16 protein-coding genes and 1 pseudogene are annotated in these 17,482 nt (G+C 59.0%); 6 read left to right on the top strand and 11 right to left on the bottom strand.

All coding sequences use genetic code 11. From position 1 onward, the window contains the following. Positions 1-74: 74 nt before the first annotated feature. The 5 genes from PVA48_RS13955 to tatC all read right to left on the bottom strand — a co-directional run bounded on the left by PVA48_RS13955 (position 75) and on the right by tatC (position 6,478). Positions 75-2,012 carry a vWA domain-containing protein gene (locus PVA48_RS13955; RefSeq protein ID WP_146021096.1) on the bottom strand — a complete coding sequence of 646 codons (1,938 nt, stop codon included), beginning with the start codon at positions 2,010-2,012 and terminating at the stop codon, positions 75-77. Positions 2,013-2,036: 24 nt separating this feature from the next. After that, positions 2,037-2,510, bottom strand: coding sequence for a hypothetical protein (locus PVA48_RS13950; protein WP_423231924.1), 474 nt, complete (start codon positions 2,508-2,510; stop codon positions 2,037-2,039). A gap of 65 nt (positions 2,511-2,575) precedes the next feature. Then, on the bottom strand, positions 2,576-4,321 hold the full coding sequence (locus tag PVA48_RS13945) for a VIT and vWA domain-containing protein (RefSeq protein WP_423231923.1): 1,746 nt from the start codon (positions 4,319-4,321) through the stop codon (positions 2,576-2,578). A gap of 147 nt (positions 4,322-4,468) precedes the next feature. Further along, positions 4,469-5,305 carry an undecaprenyl-diphosphate phosphatase gene (locus PVA48_RS13940; protein ID WP_022398320.1) on the bottom strand — a complete coding sequence of 279 codons (837 nt, stop codon included), beginning with the start codon at positions 5,303-5,305 and terminating at the stop codon, positions 4,469-4,471. 24 nt (positions 5,306-5,329) lie between these two features. Continuing rightward, complete coding sequence (tatC, locus tag PVA48_RS13935; protein ID WP_022398321.1) at positions 5,330-6,478, bottom strand: twin-arginine translocase subunit TatC; 1,149 nt, start codon at positions 6,476-6,478, stop codon at positions 5,330-5,332. A 106-nt stretch (positions 6,479-6,584) separates the two neighbouring features. Between tatC and PVA48_RS13930 the strand changes: the two are divergent. Both PVA48_RS13930 and PVA48_RS13925 read left to right on the top strand, forming a co-directional pair. Beyond that, positions 6,585-7,549: pseudogene (locus PVA48_RS13930) on the top strand (glutamate--tRNA ligase). Next, entirely contained in the window at positions 7,462-7,941 is a 480-nt protein-coding gene (locus tag PVA48_RS13925) for a hypothetical protein (protein WP_423232536.1), read from the top strand. Before PVA48_RS13930 ends, PVA48_RS13925 begins: the two are co-directional and overlap by 88 nt. A gap of 66 nt (positions 7,942-8,007) precedes the next feature. Here PVA48_RS13925 and PVA48_RS13920 read toward each other — a convergent pair whose 3' ends face one another. Beyond that, a complete protein-coding gene (locus PVA48_RS13920) occupies positions 8,008-9,330 on the bottom strand; it encodes an amidohydrolase family protein (protein WP_102728195.1) in 1,323 nt (440 codons plus the stop codon). A gap of 210 nt (positions 9,331-9,540) precedes the next feature. Between PVA48_RS13920 and PVA48_RS13915 the strand changes: the two genes are divergently transcribed. The 3 genes from PVA48_RS13915 to queC are packed head-to-tail and all read left to right on the top strand — an operon-like array spanning position 9,541 to position 13,135. Further along, the gene (locus tag PVA48_RS13915; protein WP_102728194.1) at positions 9,541-11,997 is read left to right on the top strand and encodes a mechanosensitive ion channel family protein; all 2,457 of its coding nucleotides are present in this window, start codon (positions 9,541-9,543) and stop codon (positions 11,995-11,997) included. A gap of 30 nt (positions 11,998-12,027) precedes the next feature. Beyond that, entirely contained in the window at positions 12,028-12,393 is a 366-nt protein-coding gene (gene queF, locus PVA48_RS13910) for a preQ(1) synthase (RefSeq protein ID WP_423231922.1), read from the top strand. Between the two features lie 49 nt (positions 12,394-12,442). After that, complete coding sequence (gene queC, locus PVA48_RS13905; RefSeq protein WP_102722039.1) at positions 12,443-13,135, top strand: 7-cyano-7-deazaguanine synthase QueC; 693 nt, start codon at positions 12,443-12,445, stop codon at positions 13,133-13,135. Between the two features lie 42 nt (positions 13,136-13,177). Here queC and tmk read toward each other — a convergent pair whose 3' ends face one another. The 5 genes from tmk to PVA48_RS13880 all read right to left on the bottom strand — a co-directional run bounded on the left by tmk (position 13,178) and on the right by PVA48_RS13880 (position 17,104). After that, positions 13,178-13,798 carry a dTMP kinase gene (gene tmk / locus PVA48_RS13900; RefSeq protein WP_022398327.1) on the bottom strand — a complete coding sequence of 207 codons (621 nt, stop codon included), beginning with the start codon at positions 13,796-13,798 and terminating at the stop codon, positions 13,178-13,180. Then, positions 13,795-14,178, bottom strand: a complete 384-nt coding sequence (locus PVA48_RS13895; protein WP_423231921.1) for an MBL fold metallo-hydrolase RNA specificity domain-containing protein — start codon at positions 14,176-14,178, stop codon at positions 13,795-13,797. The genes tmk and PVA48_RS13895 overlap by 4 nt, the downstream gene beginning before the upstream one ends. Then, the gene (locus PVA48_RS13890; RefSeq protein ID WP_423231920.1) at positions 14,175-15,164 is read right to left on the bottom strand and encodes an MBL fold metallo-hydrolase; all 990 of its coding nucleotides are present in this window, start codon (positions 15,162-15,164) and stop codon (positions 14,175-14,177) included. The genes PVA48_RS13895 and PVA48_RS13890 overlap by 4 nt, the downstream gene beginning before the upstream one ends. Positions 15,165-15,347: 183 nt before the next feature. Beyond that, positions 15,348-15,791: a GNAT family N-acetyltransferase gene (locus PVA48_RS13885; RefSeq protein WP_215709532.1), complete on the bottom strand. Its 444-nt coding sequence runs from the start codon at positions 15,789-15,791 to the stop codon at positions 15,348-15,350. 65 nt (positions 15,792-15,856) lie between these two features. Beyond that, the gene (locus PVA48_RS13880) at positions 15,857-17,104 is read right to left on the bottom strand and encodes a hypothetical protein (RefSeq protein WP_146021095.1); all 1,248 of its coding nucleotides are present in this window, start codon (positions 17,102-17,104) and stop codon (positions 15,857-15,859) included. Between the two features lie 67 nt (positions 17,105-17,171). Between PVA48_RS13880 and PVA48_RS13875 the strand changes: the two genes are divergently transcribed. Continuing rightward, complete coding sequence (locus PVA48_RS13875; RefSeq protein WP_102728190.1) at positions 17,172-17,459, top strand: YkvA family protein; 288 nt, start codon at positions 17,172-17,174, stop codon at positions 17,457-17,459. The last annotated feature ends 23 nt before the right edge of the window (positions 17,460-17,482 follow it).

Genomic DNA, 17,482 nt, shown 5'->3' with positions numbered 1-17,482 from the left:
GCGGTAAAACAGGTTTTTTCAGAAGAAAAATTCTGCGGGGCCGCCGGCACTCCCGGACAGCCCCGCAGGAGCACTCATTTCTTCACTCTATCATTCATAGGGGAATCTTTTCCTTCCGTTTCGTTCTCTTCAACAAAGGAAAACTGCTTTTTGGAGGCCTGCTGCCGGACAGCCTGGATAATGGCGTCCTCCAGGGTGTTCGGTTTGGCGTCCCTGGAAGCGCTCTGCTGCTTCCATTTGGCCAGCCATTCATTGCGCCGGGCGTCCAGCTCCTTTACCTTCTTCTGCAGGGCTCCGCGCTCCTCCGCCTTCTTTTTCACGATGGCTTCCACTTCCTCCGCGGTTTTACCTTCCAGTTCCTTGGGGAGCTGCCCGGCAGTCCCCAAATCTCCCAGCGCCTGGACTCCGTTCCGGTCATAAAAATCCACCAGGTCCCATGAAGTATTGGAGTACGCCGCCTTGTTCGCCTTGGCGCTGGCCCGCCCTACGGCAGCCGCAGGCGACAGTTTCAGCGCCAGCGTATCCTGGCGTTCCTGCTTGCTCAGCCTTTCAGCCTGAACTTCCGGTGAACCGTAAGCCAGGTAAGTCGCATTCAGGGAGGAACTCAACTTGGCAAGTTCTCCGTCAAAGGGCGTTTCCGGGTCCGGGGGAGCCGCGTTGTGGTCAATGTTGAGAAAGCTGCCGTCCCCCTTTTTAGCTCCGTCCTTCCACAGGCGCGTATCCGAGTCTCCGGCATTGCCGCAATGAATGGTATTGACGGTAATGCCCCTCTCCAGCCCGCGCGCAATCGCTTCCGCATACGGCACGCTGCCCTGGTTGAAGGGTTCATTGCCGGCGATGAAGACCAGCTTCAGCGCATGGGGATCATCCGTATTCCATTTTAACTCCTTCACGGCCCGGTCAATGACGGCTCCGCAGCATTCCGTGCCGCCGTAGGTTTTCAGCTTGAACAATTCCTCGGAGACCTTGTCCAGGTCATCCGTGAACGGAAGCACCCGGCGTATCCAGGCGTCCCTGGAGGACAGCCCGTCGTTTCCATACTCATACAGGGCAAGCTGGATATCGGGCAATTTGCCGTTCTGGCGCGCCAGCGTCATGTCATTGACAATCTTCCACAAATAAGTGCGCGCCTGGTCGATGAGGCCGTTCATGCTGCTGGAGGTATCCAGCAACAGGGCAATCTGAACGACGGCGCGGTCATCTTTTTCCGCGGCGCCCTGGACGGGAGCCGCAGGAGTTCCGGAGGAAGCCTCCTCCTGCTTCGGCGTTACGCTGATCTCCGCCTCTCCGGGAGCCGTTCTGTCCGCAACAGTGACGGAATAGGCGGCGTCTTTCACCCCTTTGACATTCCCCGTCACGACAGCCCGGGTAACGACCACATCCCCTTTTGCAGGAACGGCCGCCCCTCCGGAAGAAGTTTTTTCCAGACCGGGAGCCACGCTTATGGTCAGCTTTTCGGAGCCGCTCCCTTCCGTTTTGATGGAATAGGCCGCTTCCCTGACCGGTTCAACCGCGCTTGGCTTGATACGGAAAATACCTTCCTTCCCGGAACCGCCGGGAAGGCTTGCCGCCTTCCTGGTGATGAACACCCCTTTCTGCGGCGGAACGGCTGAAATTCCGGAAGAAGCTCCCTCCGCACGCGGCGTCACACGGATTTCCATTTCCCCCGGAGCGGTTCCTTTCACCGTAGTGACGGAATAGGCGGCATTCCGCGCTCCCATGGCTTTCTCCGGACCGGCGTTCACGGCCTTCGTCAGGACAACCCCGTTTCCGGTGGTGGTCACGGTCACGGCTGATGCGGATTTTTCCGCGTCCACGCTTTTCACCGTAACCAGGACGGTTCCGGTTTTAGCGTCCTGTTTTTCCCCCTCCGGTCCCGGAGTGACGGAGTATCTGGCCTTTCCTTCCGGAACAGGCTTGCCGTCCGTTGGAACGGGAGTGGGTTCGGCCTGGGCGCAGAATGATCCTGCGCCCAGCAACCCTAATGCAGTACATGCGATGATACGGTTCATGATTGTTGATTACTAGTTGTTTGTTTATGGAAAACTGTTTTGCATCAGTACGGTTTCTCCATCCAGGAGAATCATGACGGAGCCATCCAGAGCCAACAGCCCCTGGCGGTTGGACTGAATGAGCCTGTTCGCCACGTCGGCATATTCCGGCGTGCCCACCTGGACCGTCTTCACGGCGCGGCCCGCGTCCGACATGGCAAGAACCGTGCTTTCCATCCAGACTCCATTTCTGTTGAAATATCCGTTCTGGGCAATCTGGGCCGTATTGTCAAAGGCCACGGCACGGCCCTCCCGGTCCATCTGGATGTTGTACTTGTTGAGGGTCAGTTCCCGCTTCTTGGCTACGGCATTTTCCTGCAGGGCAATGGCGCCCAGCCCTTCGCGCAATTCCTCCATCACCTTCCCCTCCAGGTTCCCCCTGCTCCCCATGGAGGCATGATCCCGCCGCCATGGGCCGGAACTGCCGTCATCGGCAAAAAAGGAGGCTGCCGAGCTCATGATCCCGAAGTCCCGTGAAAGCCGCATGATTTCCTCCACCAATTCCGCCGTTTTGGAATTGGACCTCAGCGCTTCCGTGCCGGGGAGCTGCCGCCCATATCCATCAGAGCGGTTTCCAGACTGCCTATCTTGCGCGCGGCCCACAGCCGGGCTACAAAATCATCCTTCATGCTGGCGATGCGCTGCGGATCCACGGTAATGGCAAAAACCTGCTCCCTGTTATCCCGGTCCAGGCAGGTACCCTTAATCAGGAAAGGTTCCGTCCCTATGTACCTCCCGGCCAGAACGGCGGGATTGCCGGAATAAATGTCCGGAAGAACCCCGGAGGGTATGGCGTCCTGCACCCTTCCCGGCTGTTCCCTGCCGTCCGGGGAGCAGACGGTATAGCGCACCTTCCGGAAGACGGGGCCGTATAACTGCCGGAATACCTGCGAGAGCTTGACCTCCAGATTCTCCCCGGAAAGGATGTAGCACGGTAGCCCCCCGGAAATCTCCGCCATGCGCCTCAGCAGGGGGGCGTTGACGTCCTCCCCCACCCCGATGGTGAAAATGCGCCTTTCCGCCCTGTTTCCTTCCCCCGCCAGGGCCGCAATGGATTTTTCCGAAGTGCGGCCGATCGTGGGAAGGCCGTCCGTCAGGAAAAGCACCACGGGGAGCATCCCCTCGTGGGAAGGCTGGCTCAAGGCGGCGGCCAGCGCCTCGTGCATGTTGGTGCCCCCACGCGCCACGACGGCATCCAGCCATGCATGGGCCGCTTTTTCCGACGCGCCATTTTTTTCCACCGGGGCCGCTTCAAATAAATTGACGCCTTCATTATAAGTGATGATATTGAACCTTTCTCCGGGATTCAGGCCGGAAACGATCTGCTTGGCCGCCTCCTTCACGCTGGCGAGCTTGTTCCCGCGCATGCTCCCGGACCTGTCCAGCACCAGCGTGACTTCCCGGAGAATGGAGTGTTCACCGGGGCGGACATCCTTGCCCACCATCGCCAGAAAATAGCCGTTTTTCCCGCCGGAGGCGTCAGGAGAGGCGTAAACGCTGGCTTCCGGCCCGGAAGAAGCTTCCCCTTTCTTCCCGCGCGCCTCCAGCCATGACAGGCGGAAAGGGCCCGGGTTCATCCTTTCCTCCGCCAGGGTCAGAACCACGGTTCCATTCTCCAGCTGATGGCGCTCCATCTGATGGGAGGGAGTGAAGAGGTTGCCCGGACCGTCCTTTCCGGAAGCGAGCTCCACCCTCACCGTCCACGGAGCATCCCCGGAAAGAGCTTCCGTTCTGGGGAGCACGTAATCCAGACGCCCCTCCACAGGGGTCAGCAGTTGTTCGTAAACAATCCCCAGCTTTACGGAAGACCTGGGCGGAACCGGAAACACGCTGGACCGGATGGCCCCGAACCCCGCAAATTCCAGCAGGGCCGGATCCTTTCTGCGCGCCACAATGCGGTCATACAGGCGCCGCGCCTCGTCCGCTGGCATCAGGGAGGCCTTCCACTCCGCTTTTCCGTCCCCATAATAAAAACCTTTCACCACCACGCCCTCCGGAACGGGCAGCAGCAGCTCAGCCTCCGCGGGGGAAGAACCGTTATTCCGCACATCCAGCTCCAGGGTGGTCACGGCGGAGCGTCCATTCACCAGGATGCGGGCATTCACCTTTTCCATCGTGACCGGCTGCCGGACCGTCCGGTCCGCCGGAAGAATCACGCGCCTCTGCGGCAGAATGATATTCCGGGCGCCCAGCTCGTCGCGGATTTCCTGGGAATGCGCCAGTCCGGCTATTCCCGCCCATACGGCTATCAGGCACCACGTGATGTTCATGTCCCCATGATGCCTGAAAAATCAATCCCGTGTGTTACAATCAGGTTACATTTTCAAAGAACCTTTCCCTGCCGCGGAAAATAATAAAAAAGGCCGCCTGCCCGGAGGGGAGGCGGCCTCCGGCATTCAACTGCCGGAGAACGTTTTTTAATGCATCAGCCCCATGGACAGGAGCACCAGGGTCACGATGCCTATGGCGATGCGGTACCAGCCAAATACGGCAAAACTGTGCTTTTGCAGGTAGGAAACCATCCACTTCACAGCCAGCCATGCGGACAGCCAGCTCACAACCGTTCCCACGGCCAGGGCTTCCCACCCGAAGGATTCCAGCATCAGCGCCCCGTCCTTGTACGCATCATGGACGGTGGCCGCGCCCAGGGTAATCAGCCCCAGCAGGAAGCTGAATTCCACGGCCGCCTCCACGCTCAGCCCCACGAACATGCCGCCCAGCATGGTCATCAGGCTCCGGCTGGTGCCGGGAATCATGGCGACGCACTGGAGAGCGCCCACCGTCAGCGCCCTGGCCGGGGTCAGGCTCTCAATGGAGGCTCCGGAGTTCCCTTCATTGGAACGGCCTTCCCTGGCGCGCCAGGCGCAGTACGCCAGAATCACGCCGCCGCCCACAATCCAGGAATAAGCCACCGTGTAGGTGTTGAACAGGTATTCCTTGATCAGGGAGGCGCAGCACAGGCCCACCACGGCGGCGGGGAGGAAGGCCAGAATGAGGTTGACCAGCAGTTTCAGCCCGGCGGGATTATTGCCGCGCACGCCCTGCGCCATGGCCTTCACCCGGGGAAAATACAGGCTCAGCACCGCCAGGATGGCCCCTCCCTGGATGCAGACGGCCAGGGCGTCCAGAGCTTCCTTGCTCTGGGACATGTTCAGCAGGGATTCCGTCAGGAGCAGGTGCCCCGTGGAGCTGACCGGCAGGTACTCGGTCAGGCCTTCCACAATGCCCAGGATGATGATTTCCAGGAGATTCATGATAATGGCGCGGGTTGGATGTATTTACTGGTTGTAGGGAGAATTGTTGTTGTCAAAGTCTTCTTCAAACCGGGCGACTTCCTCCCGTGCGCGTGCGGCCTCCTTGCGCTCATGCATCCAGGCCAGGATGATGCATATTTCATACAGCGCATACATGGGAACGGCCATCAGCATCATGGTGGCCACGTCCGGCGTGGGGGTGATGACCGCGGCCAGGATGGCGATCGCCACAATGGCGTAGCGGCGCGTGGCCTTCATCATGTCGTAGGTCAGCACGCCCAGCTTGACGAAAGGCATCACCACCACGGGCAGTTCAAACGCCAGGCCGAACATCAGGATCATCTGCGTAGCGAAGGACAGGTAGTAGCCGATGCGCCATTCATTGGAAATGCCGAATTCCAGGGAATACGTGTAGAAGAACGTCAGCACCCTGGGAAGCACGATGAAGTAGCAGAACAGCGTACCCGCCAGGAACAGCCCGAAGCCGATCGCCATGCACTTGTACAGCAGCCTGCGTTCATGCTCCAGCAGTCCGGGAATAATGAATTGCAGCAGGAAGTACAGCAACAGCGGGAAGGAGATCACCACCCCGGCATACAGGGAAAGCTTGATGGTCAGCATGAACGCCTCCCCCGGCTGGAACGCGCTCATCATCTTAAGGGCGCCCCGCCCGGTGCCGTCCGTCAGAATGGCTTCCTTGGCATCCAGGGCCTCCGCCAGCTCCCGCACGGAGGAGGTGGGGCTGCCGTCCCTGATAAAAATCTTCTTCCTGTCCTCCGGCAGGGGCTGCGCGCCGCGGAGCACCAGGGCGGCCTCCGTCAAATCCCCCTGGGACGGGGAAACCTGCCGCAGAAGCAATTTCTTCTGGGAGTCGTCCAGGCTCGTCATGGCCGTAGCCATTTCCTTGGCCTTCCCCCATGCCTCCAGGCCTATTCCCGCGGGCAGGTGGGATTCCTCAAACATGTCCCACACCTGGTTGACGGGACGCCTCAGGATGTCCATCAGATTGGACGCAAACCCGGCGCACAGAATCGTGCTGACGGTCAGGCACAGCGCCATCCTCAGCAGCATGGTCCGCAGGTCATCCAGATGCTCCAGAAAGGGCTTTTCCTCATCATCCCTCTGAATCTGCCACTTCTCCCGCAGACGGAATATGTGCTTTAAAAAGAACACGGCGTTAAATGAAGCCTAAAAGTCCCTTCCAGGCAAGCCGCAAGGCCGACAACGCGCTAAAAAAAGCCCGTTGCCCCTCCCCGCCGCCGCAGCCCCGTTTTTTGGCATGCACCCCCTGTATCTGCTTGACGCGGGCAGGCTGGCCCTTACTCTCTTACCCATCATGAGTCACGTCAGAACAAGATTCGCACCTTCCCCCACGGGCTACCTCCACATCGGCGGCGCCCGCACCGCCCTGTTCAACTGGCTGTTCGCCCGCAAGATGGGGGCACCTTCATTCTCCGCATTGAGGATACGGACAACGCCCGCAACACGGAGGAAGCCACCCGCGCAATCTTCACCGGCATGGAATGGCTGGGCCTGGACTGGGATGAAGGCCCCATGAAGGGCGGCGACTGCGGCCCCTACTTCCAGAGCCAGCGCAACGATATTTACGACGCCTATTTCAAGAAGCTTCAGGATGCCGGACGCGTGTACGAGGACGACGGCGCATGGCGCTTCCGCTTTGACCGCTCCAAGCCCGTCACCTTCCATGACCTGATCTGCGGAGACATCACCATTGACTACCGGGACGCTTCCAACACGCCGGACATGGCCATCCGCCGGGCGGACGGCTCCTACATCTTCCACTTCGTCAACGTGGTGGACGACATTGAAATGAAGATGACCCACGTCATCCGCGGGAAAGACCACATCATGAACACGCCCAAGCACATCCAACTGTTTGAGGCCTTCGGCGTCACTCCCCCGGTCTTCGCCCACATGCCGCTGATCCTGAACCAGGACGGTTCCAAGATGTCCAAGCGCGACGTAGGCGCGGCCCTGGGCGCGTATCCGGAAGAAGGCTTCCTGCCGAAAGGCGTGATGAACTTCCTGGCCCTGCTGGGCTGGTCCCCCAAGGACGACACGGAAATCTTCTCCCCGCAGAACTCATTGAGCGCTTCTCCCTGGAAGCCGTCAACCACTCCGCCGCCAAATTTGACATCACCAAGTGCCGCTGGGTCAACCAGCAGCATATCATTGCGCTGGCTCCGGAGGAATTCACGGCCAGGGCGCGCCCCTTCTGCCTGAATGCCGGACTGCCGGACTCCCCGATTCTGGACGCCGCCATCGCCACCGTGCAGACGAAGGTGCAGACGCTGGCGGAGGTGCCGGACAAAATCCGCTTCTTCTTTGACCTGGGCATGGACCCGGAAGCCGTTGCCAAGGTCCAGCCGGAAGCCCTGGAACTGCTTTCCAAACTGGCGGACAGGCTGGAGCGGGAACCGGAATGGGACGGCCATGAACTCATCGGCGTGCTGAAAGCCTTTGCCAAGGAAAACGGCATGAAAATGGGAGCCGTCATGTTCCCCGCCCGCGTGGCCCTCACCGGGCTGAGCGGCGGACCGGACCTTTCCTCCGTCTTCTCCCTGCTGGGCCGGGAGGAATCCGTGCGGAGAATCCGTGCGTTCTCCCTGAACTGATTCCCGCCGGGAACGGTCCTTCTTTCAAACGCTCCGGACATCCCTCCGGAGCGTTTCCTGTTTCCGTCAGGACAATCCCAGGAATGCGGAGGGATTGGCCGTCATCAGCTCCTGCCTTTCCTGCTCCGTAAACGTATTCCGGAAGTTCTCCATGTACTCCTTCATCCCGTCCAGAAAAAGAAGGTTCAGATAAAAATCGCTCCCGAACAGGAATTTGCGGCGCACCTGTTCCGGGGCCTTGAGAAAGTACTCCCGCATCTCCCTGAGCTTCGCCGTCTCCGTGATGCAGGACAAATCCGTATGAAGTCCGGGAAACTTCTCCATCATGCCGTAAATCAGCTCCGTCCATTCCATGCCTTCGTCCTGGCAGCCGAAGTGGGCCAGGTTCAGCCGGAGGCGCGGAAAAGCCTCCATCACCTTCTCCCACAGCCGGGGATGGTTCAGGAGTTCCGCCTTCTCCTTCACCCGCAGCTTGTCCGTCAGGCGGTAGTGCCTGAACTCCAGAACGCCGTCATGCGGAACAACCTCTCCATTCCGGTAAACATGCCCGTGCACCGTGATGGAAGTGGAAAAACTGGCAAAGCCGCCGCCGGAGCAATGGGCCGTCAGCGGCGCCCCGTGCCGTTCGCAATACTCATACAGGGCCATCAGCGCCGGGTCCGTAGGGGAATAGCCGTTGGGGCAATACAGCTTGAAGCCGTAAAAACCGCCCTTCCCTCCCAATTCCGGAACCAGCCTGTCCGTCATGGGGGAAATGTCTATCGTCCCGTCCGGACCATGCAGCCAGTTGCCGGGGCGGCGGGGGTCCACCACGTAAAACGGAAGCACGCGGCCGGGATGCGCCGCCGCCAGTTTGAGCAGTTCTTCTTCCTGCATCCGGAACGCATCCCGTTTCCCCAGGGGAAGCCGTTCCGTCTTTCTGGACAGGCGGCGGAGCGCCTGCTTCATCTCCCCGATTTCCCTCCTGTCCCCCCTCCCGGCCTGTTCCGCCAGCTCATCAAGCTCCTTCCGGAGCACGGCCCATTCCTTCCGCGCCTCCCTTTTTACATTCCTCTTGCAGGCCTTCCGCCGCCGGAGCCCGTCAGCCCCATCGGCGCCCTTCATGCAGTAATCCAGGTCAAACATCAGCGGCACGACGGTATTGCAGCCGCCCTCCGCCAGCAGCTTGCCGTAAATGTTCTCCGTATCCATCAAGCCCGTCTTGAAAAAACGGATGATCCTCTTCAACTCGCTGATGCCTCCCGCCGTTTCCAGACGCGCCCGCGTTCCCCGTGGACGCATGCGGGAAAGAATGAAATCCACCAGGAGCCTCCAGGAAAGGACCTCGTGGTTGAACAAATGGCAGTGGGCGTCTATGGTTAAAATTTCCGGCTCCTTCATACAATTCATGAAATTATTTATATATTACCCAATATTCCGTTAAAAAATCAATCATGAAATCAATAAGGGCCACCCGCCGGGCAGGGAATGCCGGTTTCTGAAAAAAGTGGCCGGACGAGGCTCCGGAAAGCGCGCGCCTTCCCCCGCAAAGCCGTCTCAGGCAGCGGGGGAATATAACCTTGACCGTGATGCCCCCAGCCCCTAGAACTGGAACCGTTCATGAGCATCCCTGATTACCGGACGTTTTTCCGCTGCTGCGCCGCCTTCCTCCTGGCAGGTGTGCTGGCCGCGGGCCATGCTGCGGCACAGCAGGAGGGCGCGCCTGCCGCCGTTCCGGAACAGGTGCAGGAACCAGACCCCGAGCAGCCCCAGGCAGAGCCTGACCACTCGGAAATGGACACCGTCATCATGGCCCTGTGCCATGAAATCACCATCCTGAAAAAGAATGAGGAAAAAAGGATGGCCATCCGGGAGGCGCTGGTGAAGGAGGCGGACGCCACCTACAATTACTTTGACACCAGGGTGTATGAAATGTCCGCCGTGCTTTACGCCCTGGACGATCAGAAAATCTTCACGCTGGCCTTTTACTGCAAAGCCGCCACCAGCCTGGTCAAGACGTATTACGCCCAAAGGCCGGACTTCCAGGGACAGGAGGAACGGCTGGACAAGGAAATAGGGCGCATCAAAAAACTGGCGGAATCCCTGGAGGAAGTCAACACGGACAACCTGTCGGAACCCTCCCTGGTGCAGAGGGACGAGGCCCTGTACACCTGCCGCACCCTGGAAGAATCCCTGCTCAAGGAAAAGGAGCAGATCAGCTACCTCAAGGAGCTCTTCAACAGCCTGGGCGGCAAGATAGACGCCCTGAACCATGAAAGCGGCAAGCTGTTCACCTCCCTCTTCAACCGGGTATTCTACACGCCGTCCAACGCGGCCCGGTACATCTTCCTCAAGCCGCTCAAGACGTATGAAATTTGCATGGGGGCCTGGGAAACGTCCGCAGACAGCAAGCTCCAGCTCCCGTCGGACCCGGAAACGCTCAAGCACTACGGGCTCATCCTGCTGGGCATCGTCCTGTGCTCCTACTGCCTTTCCCGCCTCATCGTCTTCCTGGGCTTCAAGAAAACGCTGGAAAAGACGGGCCACTACAACAAGCGCCACGCCTTCACCAACGTCACCACCATCCTCATCGTAGCGATCGTCCTCGTCATCGCCTCCATGCGCACGCCGGACTACCTGCTGAAAAGCGCGGCCTCCCTGGGAGCGGAATTCCTCCTGCTGGTCAGCGCCATCCTGTTCTCCCTGGTGACGCGCCTCCCCTACGGCACCATTAACTCCGGCATTCGCATCTACATGCCCTACCTGCTCCTGGGCGGCTTCTTCATGCTGCTGCGCATGTTCATGGCCCCCAACATCATCGTGGACATTTCCATGCCCGTCCTGTTCACGCTGGTTTCCCTCTTCTCCCTGCTGACCTGGGTGCGGCAGCGGCACAAGCTTCCCCGTCTGGACCGCTTCTTCGCCACCGTCTCCCTGGTGCTCACCATCCTGGGCAGCGGCCTGTGCTGGGCCGGGTTCAGCTTCATGGCCTTCCTGGTGCTGATGACGTGGATCATGCTGATGACCAGCATCCTGCTCCTGGTGGGGCTGTGGAACCTGCTCCACCACTATGAAAACCGCCGGAAGGAACGGAACAAGCAGGCGATCCTGTGGTTCCGCCCCTTCGTCTCCAAGCTGGTGCTCCCCTGCCTGACCATCTTCCTCATCCTGTTCAGCATCATCTGGCCCGCCGCCACCTTCGACATGGGGGACCTCATCATCAACAAAATCTTCGCCACCACGGAAATCAAGGACCTGCTCACCTTCAGCTGGAGCCACGTCATCACGGTCATCCTGATTGCCATTGTGCTCAACTACCTGATCTTCATCGGTAAAAACACCCTGCATGAAGTCTATGGGGAAGACTATGAAGTGGGCATCATCCCCACCTTCGTGACGCTTTCCTCCCTGTTCCTGTGGGGGCTCTTCGTCTTCACGGCCCTCATCATCATGAACGCCAACTACAACGGGCTGCTGATGGTCATGGGCGGCTTGAGCATGGGCATCGGCTTCGCCCTGAAAGACACTATTGAAAACATCATCAGCGGCCTGTCCCTGATGCTGGGGCGCCTGCGGCAGGGGGACATGATCGAATGCGACGGCTACCGGGGCCGCGTCTCCTCCCTGGGCTACCGCTCCACCATGATTGAAACGCTGGACGGCTCCATCATCGCCTTCCAGAACTCCCAGCTCTTCAACAAGAACTTCCGCAACATGACCCGCAACCACAAGTTCGAATGCTCCAAGGTGGAAGTGGGCATCTCCTACGGAACGGACGTGGAGCGGGCGCGCCAAATCGTTCTGGAAACGCTGTCCTCCCTGCCCTTCCTTTCCAAGGTGAAAAAAACCAGCGTGGTGCTGGACAGCTTCGGGGACAGCTCCGTCAATCTGGGCGTATGGGTCTGGGTTCCCGTCATGACGAAGGCCTCCAGCCTTTCCTCCGTGCGGGAACACATCTATAATGCGTTCAACGAGCACGGCATCTCCATCCCCTTCCCCCAGCAGGACCTGTACGTGAAAGAATTCCCCGGCAGGGAACCCGTTCAGGAAAAAGACGCCGCCGCGCAGGAAAACTGAATTTCCACTACAACACAACATCAACCATCCATGTCCGAACCTCTGACTCTACTCGGCTCACAAAGCTCCTTCTTCACCAGCCCTGACGACGCCAAGCTGGAATCCTTCCCCAACCGCGGCACGCGTCCCTACACCATCACGCTGGACACCCATGAATTCTCCTCCCTCTGCCCCGTCACCGGGCAGCCGGACTCCTGCCACCTGACGATCACCTACGTTCCGGATGAAAAGTGCGTGGAAACCAAATCCCTCAAATACTACCTGGCCTCCTACCGCAACTACCCGGCCTTCAACGAACAGATCGTCAACCGCATCACGGATGACCTGGCAGCCGCCATCTCCCCGCGGTGGCTGAAAGTAGAAGGCCGTTTCTCCCCCGCGGCGGCATCCAGCTGACCGCCATGGCGGAGCACAACCCGGAAAACCGCCCCCTCTGACGCGCGCCATGGATAAGACGGAAACCGCCGTACTGCTCAGCGGGGGGCTGGACTCCAGCGTAGCCCTGCACTGGGCGCACCGGAACCACCGCGTGCGGGTGGCCCTCAGCTTTGACTACGCCTCCAACCACGCGGAACGGGAGCTGGAATGCGCCGCCTGGCAGGCCGCCAGCCTGGGCATAGAGCACCGCGTGATTGACATCTCCCCCATCTCCGCCCATTTGAAATCCGCCCTCCTCTCCGGCGCGGACGACATCCCGGACGGCTCCTATGACGAGGAGCTGATGAAGCAGACCGTCGTCCCCTTCCGCAACGGCATCTTCCTGTCCATCGCGGCCGGGGTGGCGGAAAGCTGCGGAGCGCAGCAGCTTGTCATTGCCGCCCATTCCGGGGACCACAGCATTTACCCGGACTGCCGGGAGGAATTCATGGCCGCCATGACGGAGGCCGTCCGCCTGGGGACCTATGCCGGGCTGGGCATCCTGCGTCCCTTCATCCGCACGTCCAAGGGCGGCATCGCCGCCATGGGCCATGAACTGGGCGTGGACTTCTCCCGCACCTACTCCTGCTACAAGGGAGGTCCCGTCCACTGCGGCGCCTGCTCCACCTGCGTGGAGCGCCGGGAAGCCTTCAGGGAAGCCGGAATCCCGGACCCGACGGTTTATGCGCCTGCGGCGCAGCGACCAAATACCGGGGATTAAATATTAAGGGAAAATTCCCGGCCTCCGGCCAGTGGAATACGCCTATTCACTAATCACTTCGGGAAAATTCCCGGAAAGGGCCTTCCGCACTCTTGCCGCCACTTCCTCCTTCCCGGCGTCCGCGTCCACGCGGAGCATCCAGGGTTCATGGATGGAGGCGAACACGTTGCGGCAGGCCGTCAGGCCCGCTTCCGTCTCAAAGGCATCGCGTTCTCCGCGGCTCCCGATGCGTTCCAGAGCCACGGAAACGGGAATATCCAGCCAGACCACGGCGTCCGGCACCGGGGCAAACTCTTCATTGGCAGCGCGGATGACGGAAGTATCCACCCCACGCGCGCCCTGGTAAGCCATCATGGAAAGGTAATAGCGGTCCAGCAACACCCACGCGCCGCGCGCCAGCGCAGGGGCGATCAGCGTCTCCACATGCTCCCGCCTGTCTTTCAGGAATAATTCTACCTCATCCTCTACGGAAAGGCGCCCCGTCACGGCGGAATCCCGCAACATCCGGCCCCACGGCCCGCGCGTGGGCTCAAAGCTCTGCACCACTTCCAGCCCCTTCCCCTCCAGATACTTCCGCAACTGGCCGATGTGGGTGGACTTGCCCGTGCCGTCTATGCCTTCAAAGACAATCAGGCGGCCTTTTCTCTCTCCGGTAAAACTCATGACTCAAACGTATAACGCTGGCCCGGAACGGGAGCGATGATGGTGGAACCCGGCATTCTGGCGGACAGCGTATCATGCATCCACTCCACGGCATCCGGATCACCGTGCACCAGAACCACCTGCCTGGGATTCAGCTTCACGGCATAATTGACAAGGGCGTCACGGGTAGCGTGCCCGGAAAAGTCAAAACAATCCACCGTACAGTTGCGGCGCACGGGCTGCCCGTTGGGCCGCATCTTCACCAGATCCCCCTCCTGCGCGGCCCGCAGCCGGCCCGCGGGGGAATCCGGGTCCGCATACCCTACAAAAAGAATGGCGTTTTTCTCATGCGGAAGAACCTGCTCCGCCATCACGTTGGAGAGCGTATTCTCCGTCATCATGCCGCTGGAAACCACGTAAATATTCCCGGGGAACACACCAGCGGGGCTTTTCCCTTGCGCGGCAGGGGCACGGTCTTTATTTCCTCCTTCAGCTTGAACTCATGGTCGTGCCTGCGGGTCAGCCCGGCAAAGCGGTCGTACAGCAGGGAAACCTTGGCGCTCAACCCGCCGAAGTACACGGGCGTATTGGCGGGGATCACCCCCTGCTGCTTGAAACGGTGGATATTGAACAGCATCTCCTGGCTCTTGCCGATGGCGAATACCGGAATCAGCACGGCGCCGCCGCGTTCCAGCGTCTCCGCAATCGCCTTCCCGAACCGCACCATCTCCTCCGGGCGGGAATAATGGGCGCTGCGCTGGAAGCCGCCGCGCGTGCACTCCATAATCAGCGTATCCACGCCGGATTCCGGGAAATCCGCTCCGGGAATCATGCTCTGGTCCTCAAACTGCACGTCCCCCGTATAAAACACCGTATGGCCGCTCTCTCCTTCCAGCATCACGCCCGCGGACCCCAGAATGTGGCCGGCATCGTAAAACGTGGCCAGCACGTTCTGGCGGAAGCCCACGCGGAACACCTCGTTGCAGGACTTGGCATGCCAGGCGTCGCTCAGCCTGTCCAGGTCGTTATGGGTGAAAAAGGGATACTCCACAATGCCCAGGTCCAGCCTCTTGGCGCTCATCACATTCACGGAATTGTGCAGCATCACTTCAGACAGGGCGGCTGCGGCGGGCGTCATGAATACTTCCGCCGCGGGCTGCTTCTCCTGAAGCACGGGCAGCGTTCCCAGGTGGTCCAGGTGGGAATGGCTTAAAAAAACGGCTTCCACGGAATTGGGCTCCATGGAATCAAAATCCGGCATGGCCGCCATCCCCTCCCTCTTGGGGTGCATCCCGCTGTCAAGCACGATCCGGGTGCCGTCCATTTCAAGCAAATAGCAATTGGCTCCAATCTCCTCGGCCCCGCTGATATTCGTAAAACTGATCATTATATGCCGCAGGAGAGTACCCCGTGCCCTCCGCCGTGTCAATGCCGCCTTCATGTTTGCGGGAGCGGGACGGCCCCGTTCCCGGGAATGGCCGCGAATCAAGGGAAAACCGCCCTGTTTCATCTTCCACGGGATCATTCAGCCCCCGGAATCCGTTTGGCTGGCAGTTCCGCACAAACGTCCTTAGGGCAGCATCATTTCATAATCAATGTAGTCCCCGAAAAAGGCGGTATGGCTTTCGTTCCTCCTTTTCCCGCAAACCTTGAAACCTGCGCCTTCATACATCCGCCGGGCGGGAACCGAGCGGCCATTCGTGGTCACAATGATTCTTTTCGCCCCCCTTTTCACGATTCTTTGAAGCGCCTCCCGGAGCTGCATCCTGCCATACCCATGGCCCTTGCAGGAGGTGATGATGCAGTTGTGGCCTATCTCCACATATTCGGGCATCTTCCTCGGGTCCCACGACGCCAGCCCGGCGGCCTTGCCATTCAAGACGGTTATAAAACCGTATCGGTCCGCAATCTGCGGGTTATCAAAGAAAAAATCATCAAACTCCTTCCAGTCTGCACCGCAACAATCTTCCCATCTCCCGTCAAAGGAATAGGCGTCCGACAGTAATTCAAACAACGTTCCCCGCTTAAAGCCGCTTACTTTCCTGAATTCAATGTTTCCGTGGTTCATGAACAAAATAATTAGGGATTAAGGCAACTGGGAGTCCCCGCCGGAAGATTCTCCTTTTTATCCTGCAACAGGCGCAATTTGCCGCTCCACGGCTTGTTCCGGAGAATGCGAACCCTTTCACAATAGGTATCCGACTCCTTCTGCGATTGCTTCAGGACGTCCGGATTACGTTGGACATAAGCCATTCTTGCATCGAAGGGAACGCTTCCCTCCAGCAATATCCAGAAAGTATAATCTATAATTTCATAAGCCCAGCTCTTTTCCAGTGCCAGCGCCTGGTTTTCATCCGTCATCCGTTCAAGGATGCCGATGGACATTTTTATGGATTTAATAATTTGATGCTGGTAGCTTTGTAAAACTGATTCCTGCAAAAGGGAAAGAGCCTGGGGGGTGTTTTCCTTCACCAGAGAGGGAGAAGCTCCCGCATCACGCCACCGCCGGGGTTCTTCTTCCGCTCCGGAGGGGATCAGGAGGGGAATAATCCCGCAGCAGGGCGTGCCTCCTGCAGAAGAAGTGAACCCCGCAGGCTTCTTTTCCAAAGCCACGGTCATCGGTTCCGGCAATTCATGACTGTTGAGGGAAATAATATCGATTTCCCACCTGCTCCGCTTGTGCATGACTCCTGTAAAATAAACGGGAGCCAAATGGGGTGATTCATCATTGATCCAGACGGAAGAATCAACCTGCTCCCTGCCGCTATCAGGGGGAGAACTCTCGGCTTCACCTGCCAGCAAAGGCGAAAGCACTGCACCGAACAACATGTACAGAGAAAACAAAAACCACTTGTTCATCAGACGATTCCAGCACATCGCAAAAGGAAGTGCAACAAGATTCGGAGAAACGGAAGCAATTCCCCATGGAGCCCTTTCCTTTCCCTGCCGCGTTCTCTTGTCGGCACGCCATACCGTTTCTTCCTTCCGGCATCTATTTGGTGCCTGATTCTCTTTCCCCTCTGCCGGTTTGAATGTCATGAAGGGATATTCTGGAAAGAAGGTTCTCCCATATAACGTATTTGCCGTAAACGTTCCACTCTCTTTTAAACGGCAGGACACATACTCCCAGCGGCATCCGGGAATTGCTCTGGACGCAGCCGGAAGCGCATGAGATAATTTCAGAAAAGCTCCCTGATGAAAGAAAAGCCACCCATCAAAGACGATTACAGGCGGTCCCTGCTCTATGTTGCTTCCCAGACAAATAGCCGGGAGGCCATGATTGTGGCGCTCGTTATCATAGGCGGTATCATCTTCTCCTGCCTGCATTCATGCCTTTTCTCCCCGTAACGGAGCGTTCCTTTTCCATTTCCCGCAACTTCACCCTTGCAGCCCCATGAAAAACAAGCTTCCCATTCCACCCAACGGGCCCAGGCAGCAATTCCTGACCAGGGCCATCAATTATTTCCGCAGCCGGGAAGGAGAACCGCGCCTTTTCACTAAACGCAAGCTTGTTCTCCTGGTGCTGACGGCTCTTTATGCCTTTTCCCCCATTGACCTGATTCCGGATTTCATTCCCGGAGTAGGCCAGATAGACGACCTGACCGTCATCGCCTTCACATTCCTGGCCCTGTTCATGCCTCCCCTCAAGAAGGACGGTTCCCATGAAGACCCGGAACCCTGAGTTCCCGTCCCGTACAACGTTTC

Origin of the sequence: Akkermansia sp. JRP_AM1, assembly GCF_049262625.1 — a bacterium.
Classification (GTDB): domain Bacteria; phylum Verrucomicrobiota; class Verrucomicrobiia; order Verrucomicrobiales; family Akkermansiaceae; genus Akkermansia; species Akkermansia massiliensis.
This window is presented reverse-complemented; position numbering and strand designations above follow the sequence as displayed.

Coding starts and splice junctions, on each gene's coding strand:
- PVA48_RS13945 (WP_423231923.1), bottom strand. CDS start 4,321: ATGAACATCACGTGGTGCCTGATAGCCGTATGGGCGGGAATAGCCGGA.
- PVA48_RS13895 (WP_423231921.1), bottom strand. CDS start 14,178: ATGATGACGGAGAATACGCTCTCCAACGTGATGGCGGAGCAGGTTCTT.
- PVA48_RS13940 (WP_022398320.1), bottom strand. CDS start 5,305: ATGAATCTCCTGGAAATCATCATCCTGGGCATTGTGGAAGGCCTGACC.
- PVA48_RS13920 (WP_102728195.1), bottom strand. CDS start 9,330: ATGAATTGTATGAAGGAGCCGGAAATTTTAACCATAGACGCCCACTGC.
- PVA48_RS13880 (WP_146021095.1), bottom strand. CDS start 17,104: ATGCAGGCAGGAGAAGATGATACCGCCTATGATAACGAGCGCCACAAT.
- queC (WP_102722039.1), top strand. CDS start 12,443: ATGGATAAGACGGAAACCGCCGTACTGCTCAGCGGGGGGCTGGACTCC.
- PVA48_RS13875 (WP_102728190.1), top strand. CDS start 17,172: ATGAAAAACAAGCTTCCCATTCCACCCAACGGGCCCAGGCAGCAATTC.
- queF (WP_423231922.1), top strand. CDS start 12,028: ATGTCCGAACCTCTGACTCTACTCGGCTCACAAAGCTCCTTCTTCACC.
- PVA48_RS13955 (WP_146021096.1), bottom strand. CDS start 2,012: ATGAACCGTATCATCGCATGTACTGCATTAGGGTTGCTGGGCGCAGGA.
- tmk (WP_022398327.1), bottom strand. CDS start 13,798: ATGAGTTTTACCGGAGAGAGAAAAGGCCGCCTGATTGTCTTTGAAGGC.
- PVA48_RS13890 (WP_423231920.1), bottom strand. CDS start 15,164: ATGATCAGTTTTACGAATATCAGCGGGGCCGAGGAGATTGGAGCCAAT.
- PVA48_RS13950 (WP_423231924.1), bottom strand. CDS start 2,510: ATGAGCTCGGCAGCCTCCTTTTTTGCCGATGACGGCAGTTCCGGCCCA.
- PVA48_RS13915 (WP_102728194.1), top strand. CDS start 9,541: ATGAGCATCCCTGATTACCGGACGTTTTTCCGCTGCTGCGCCGCCTTC.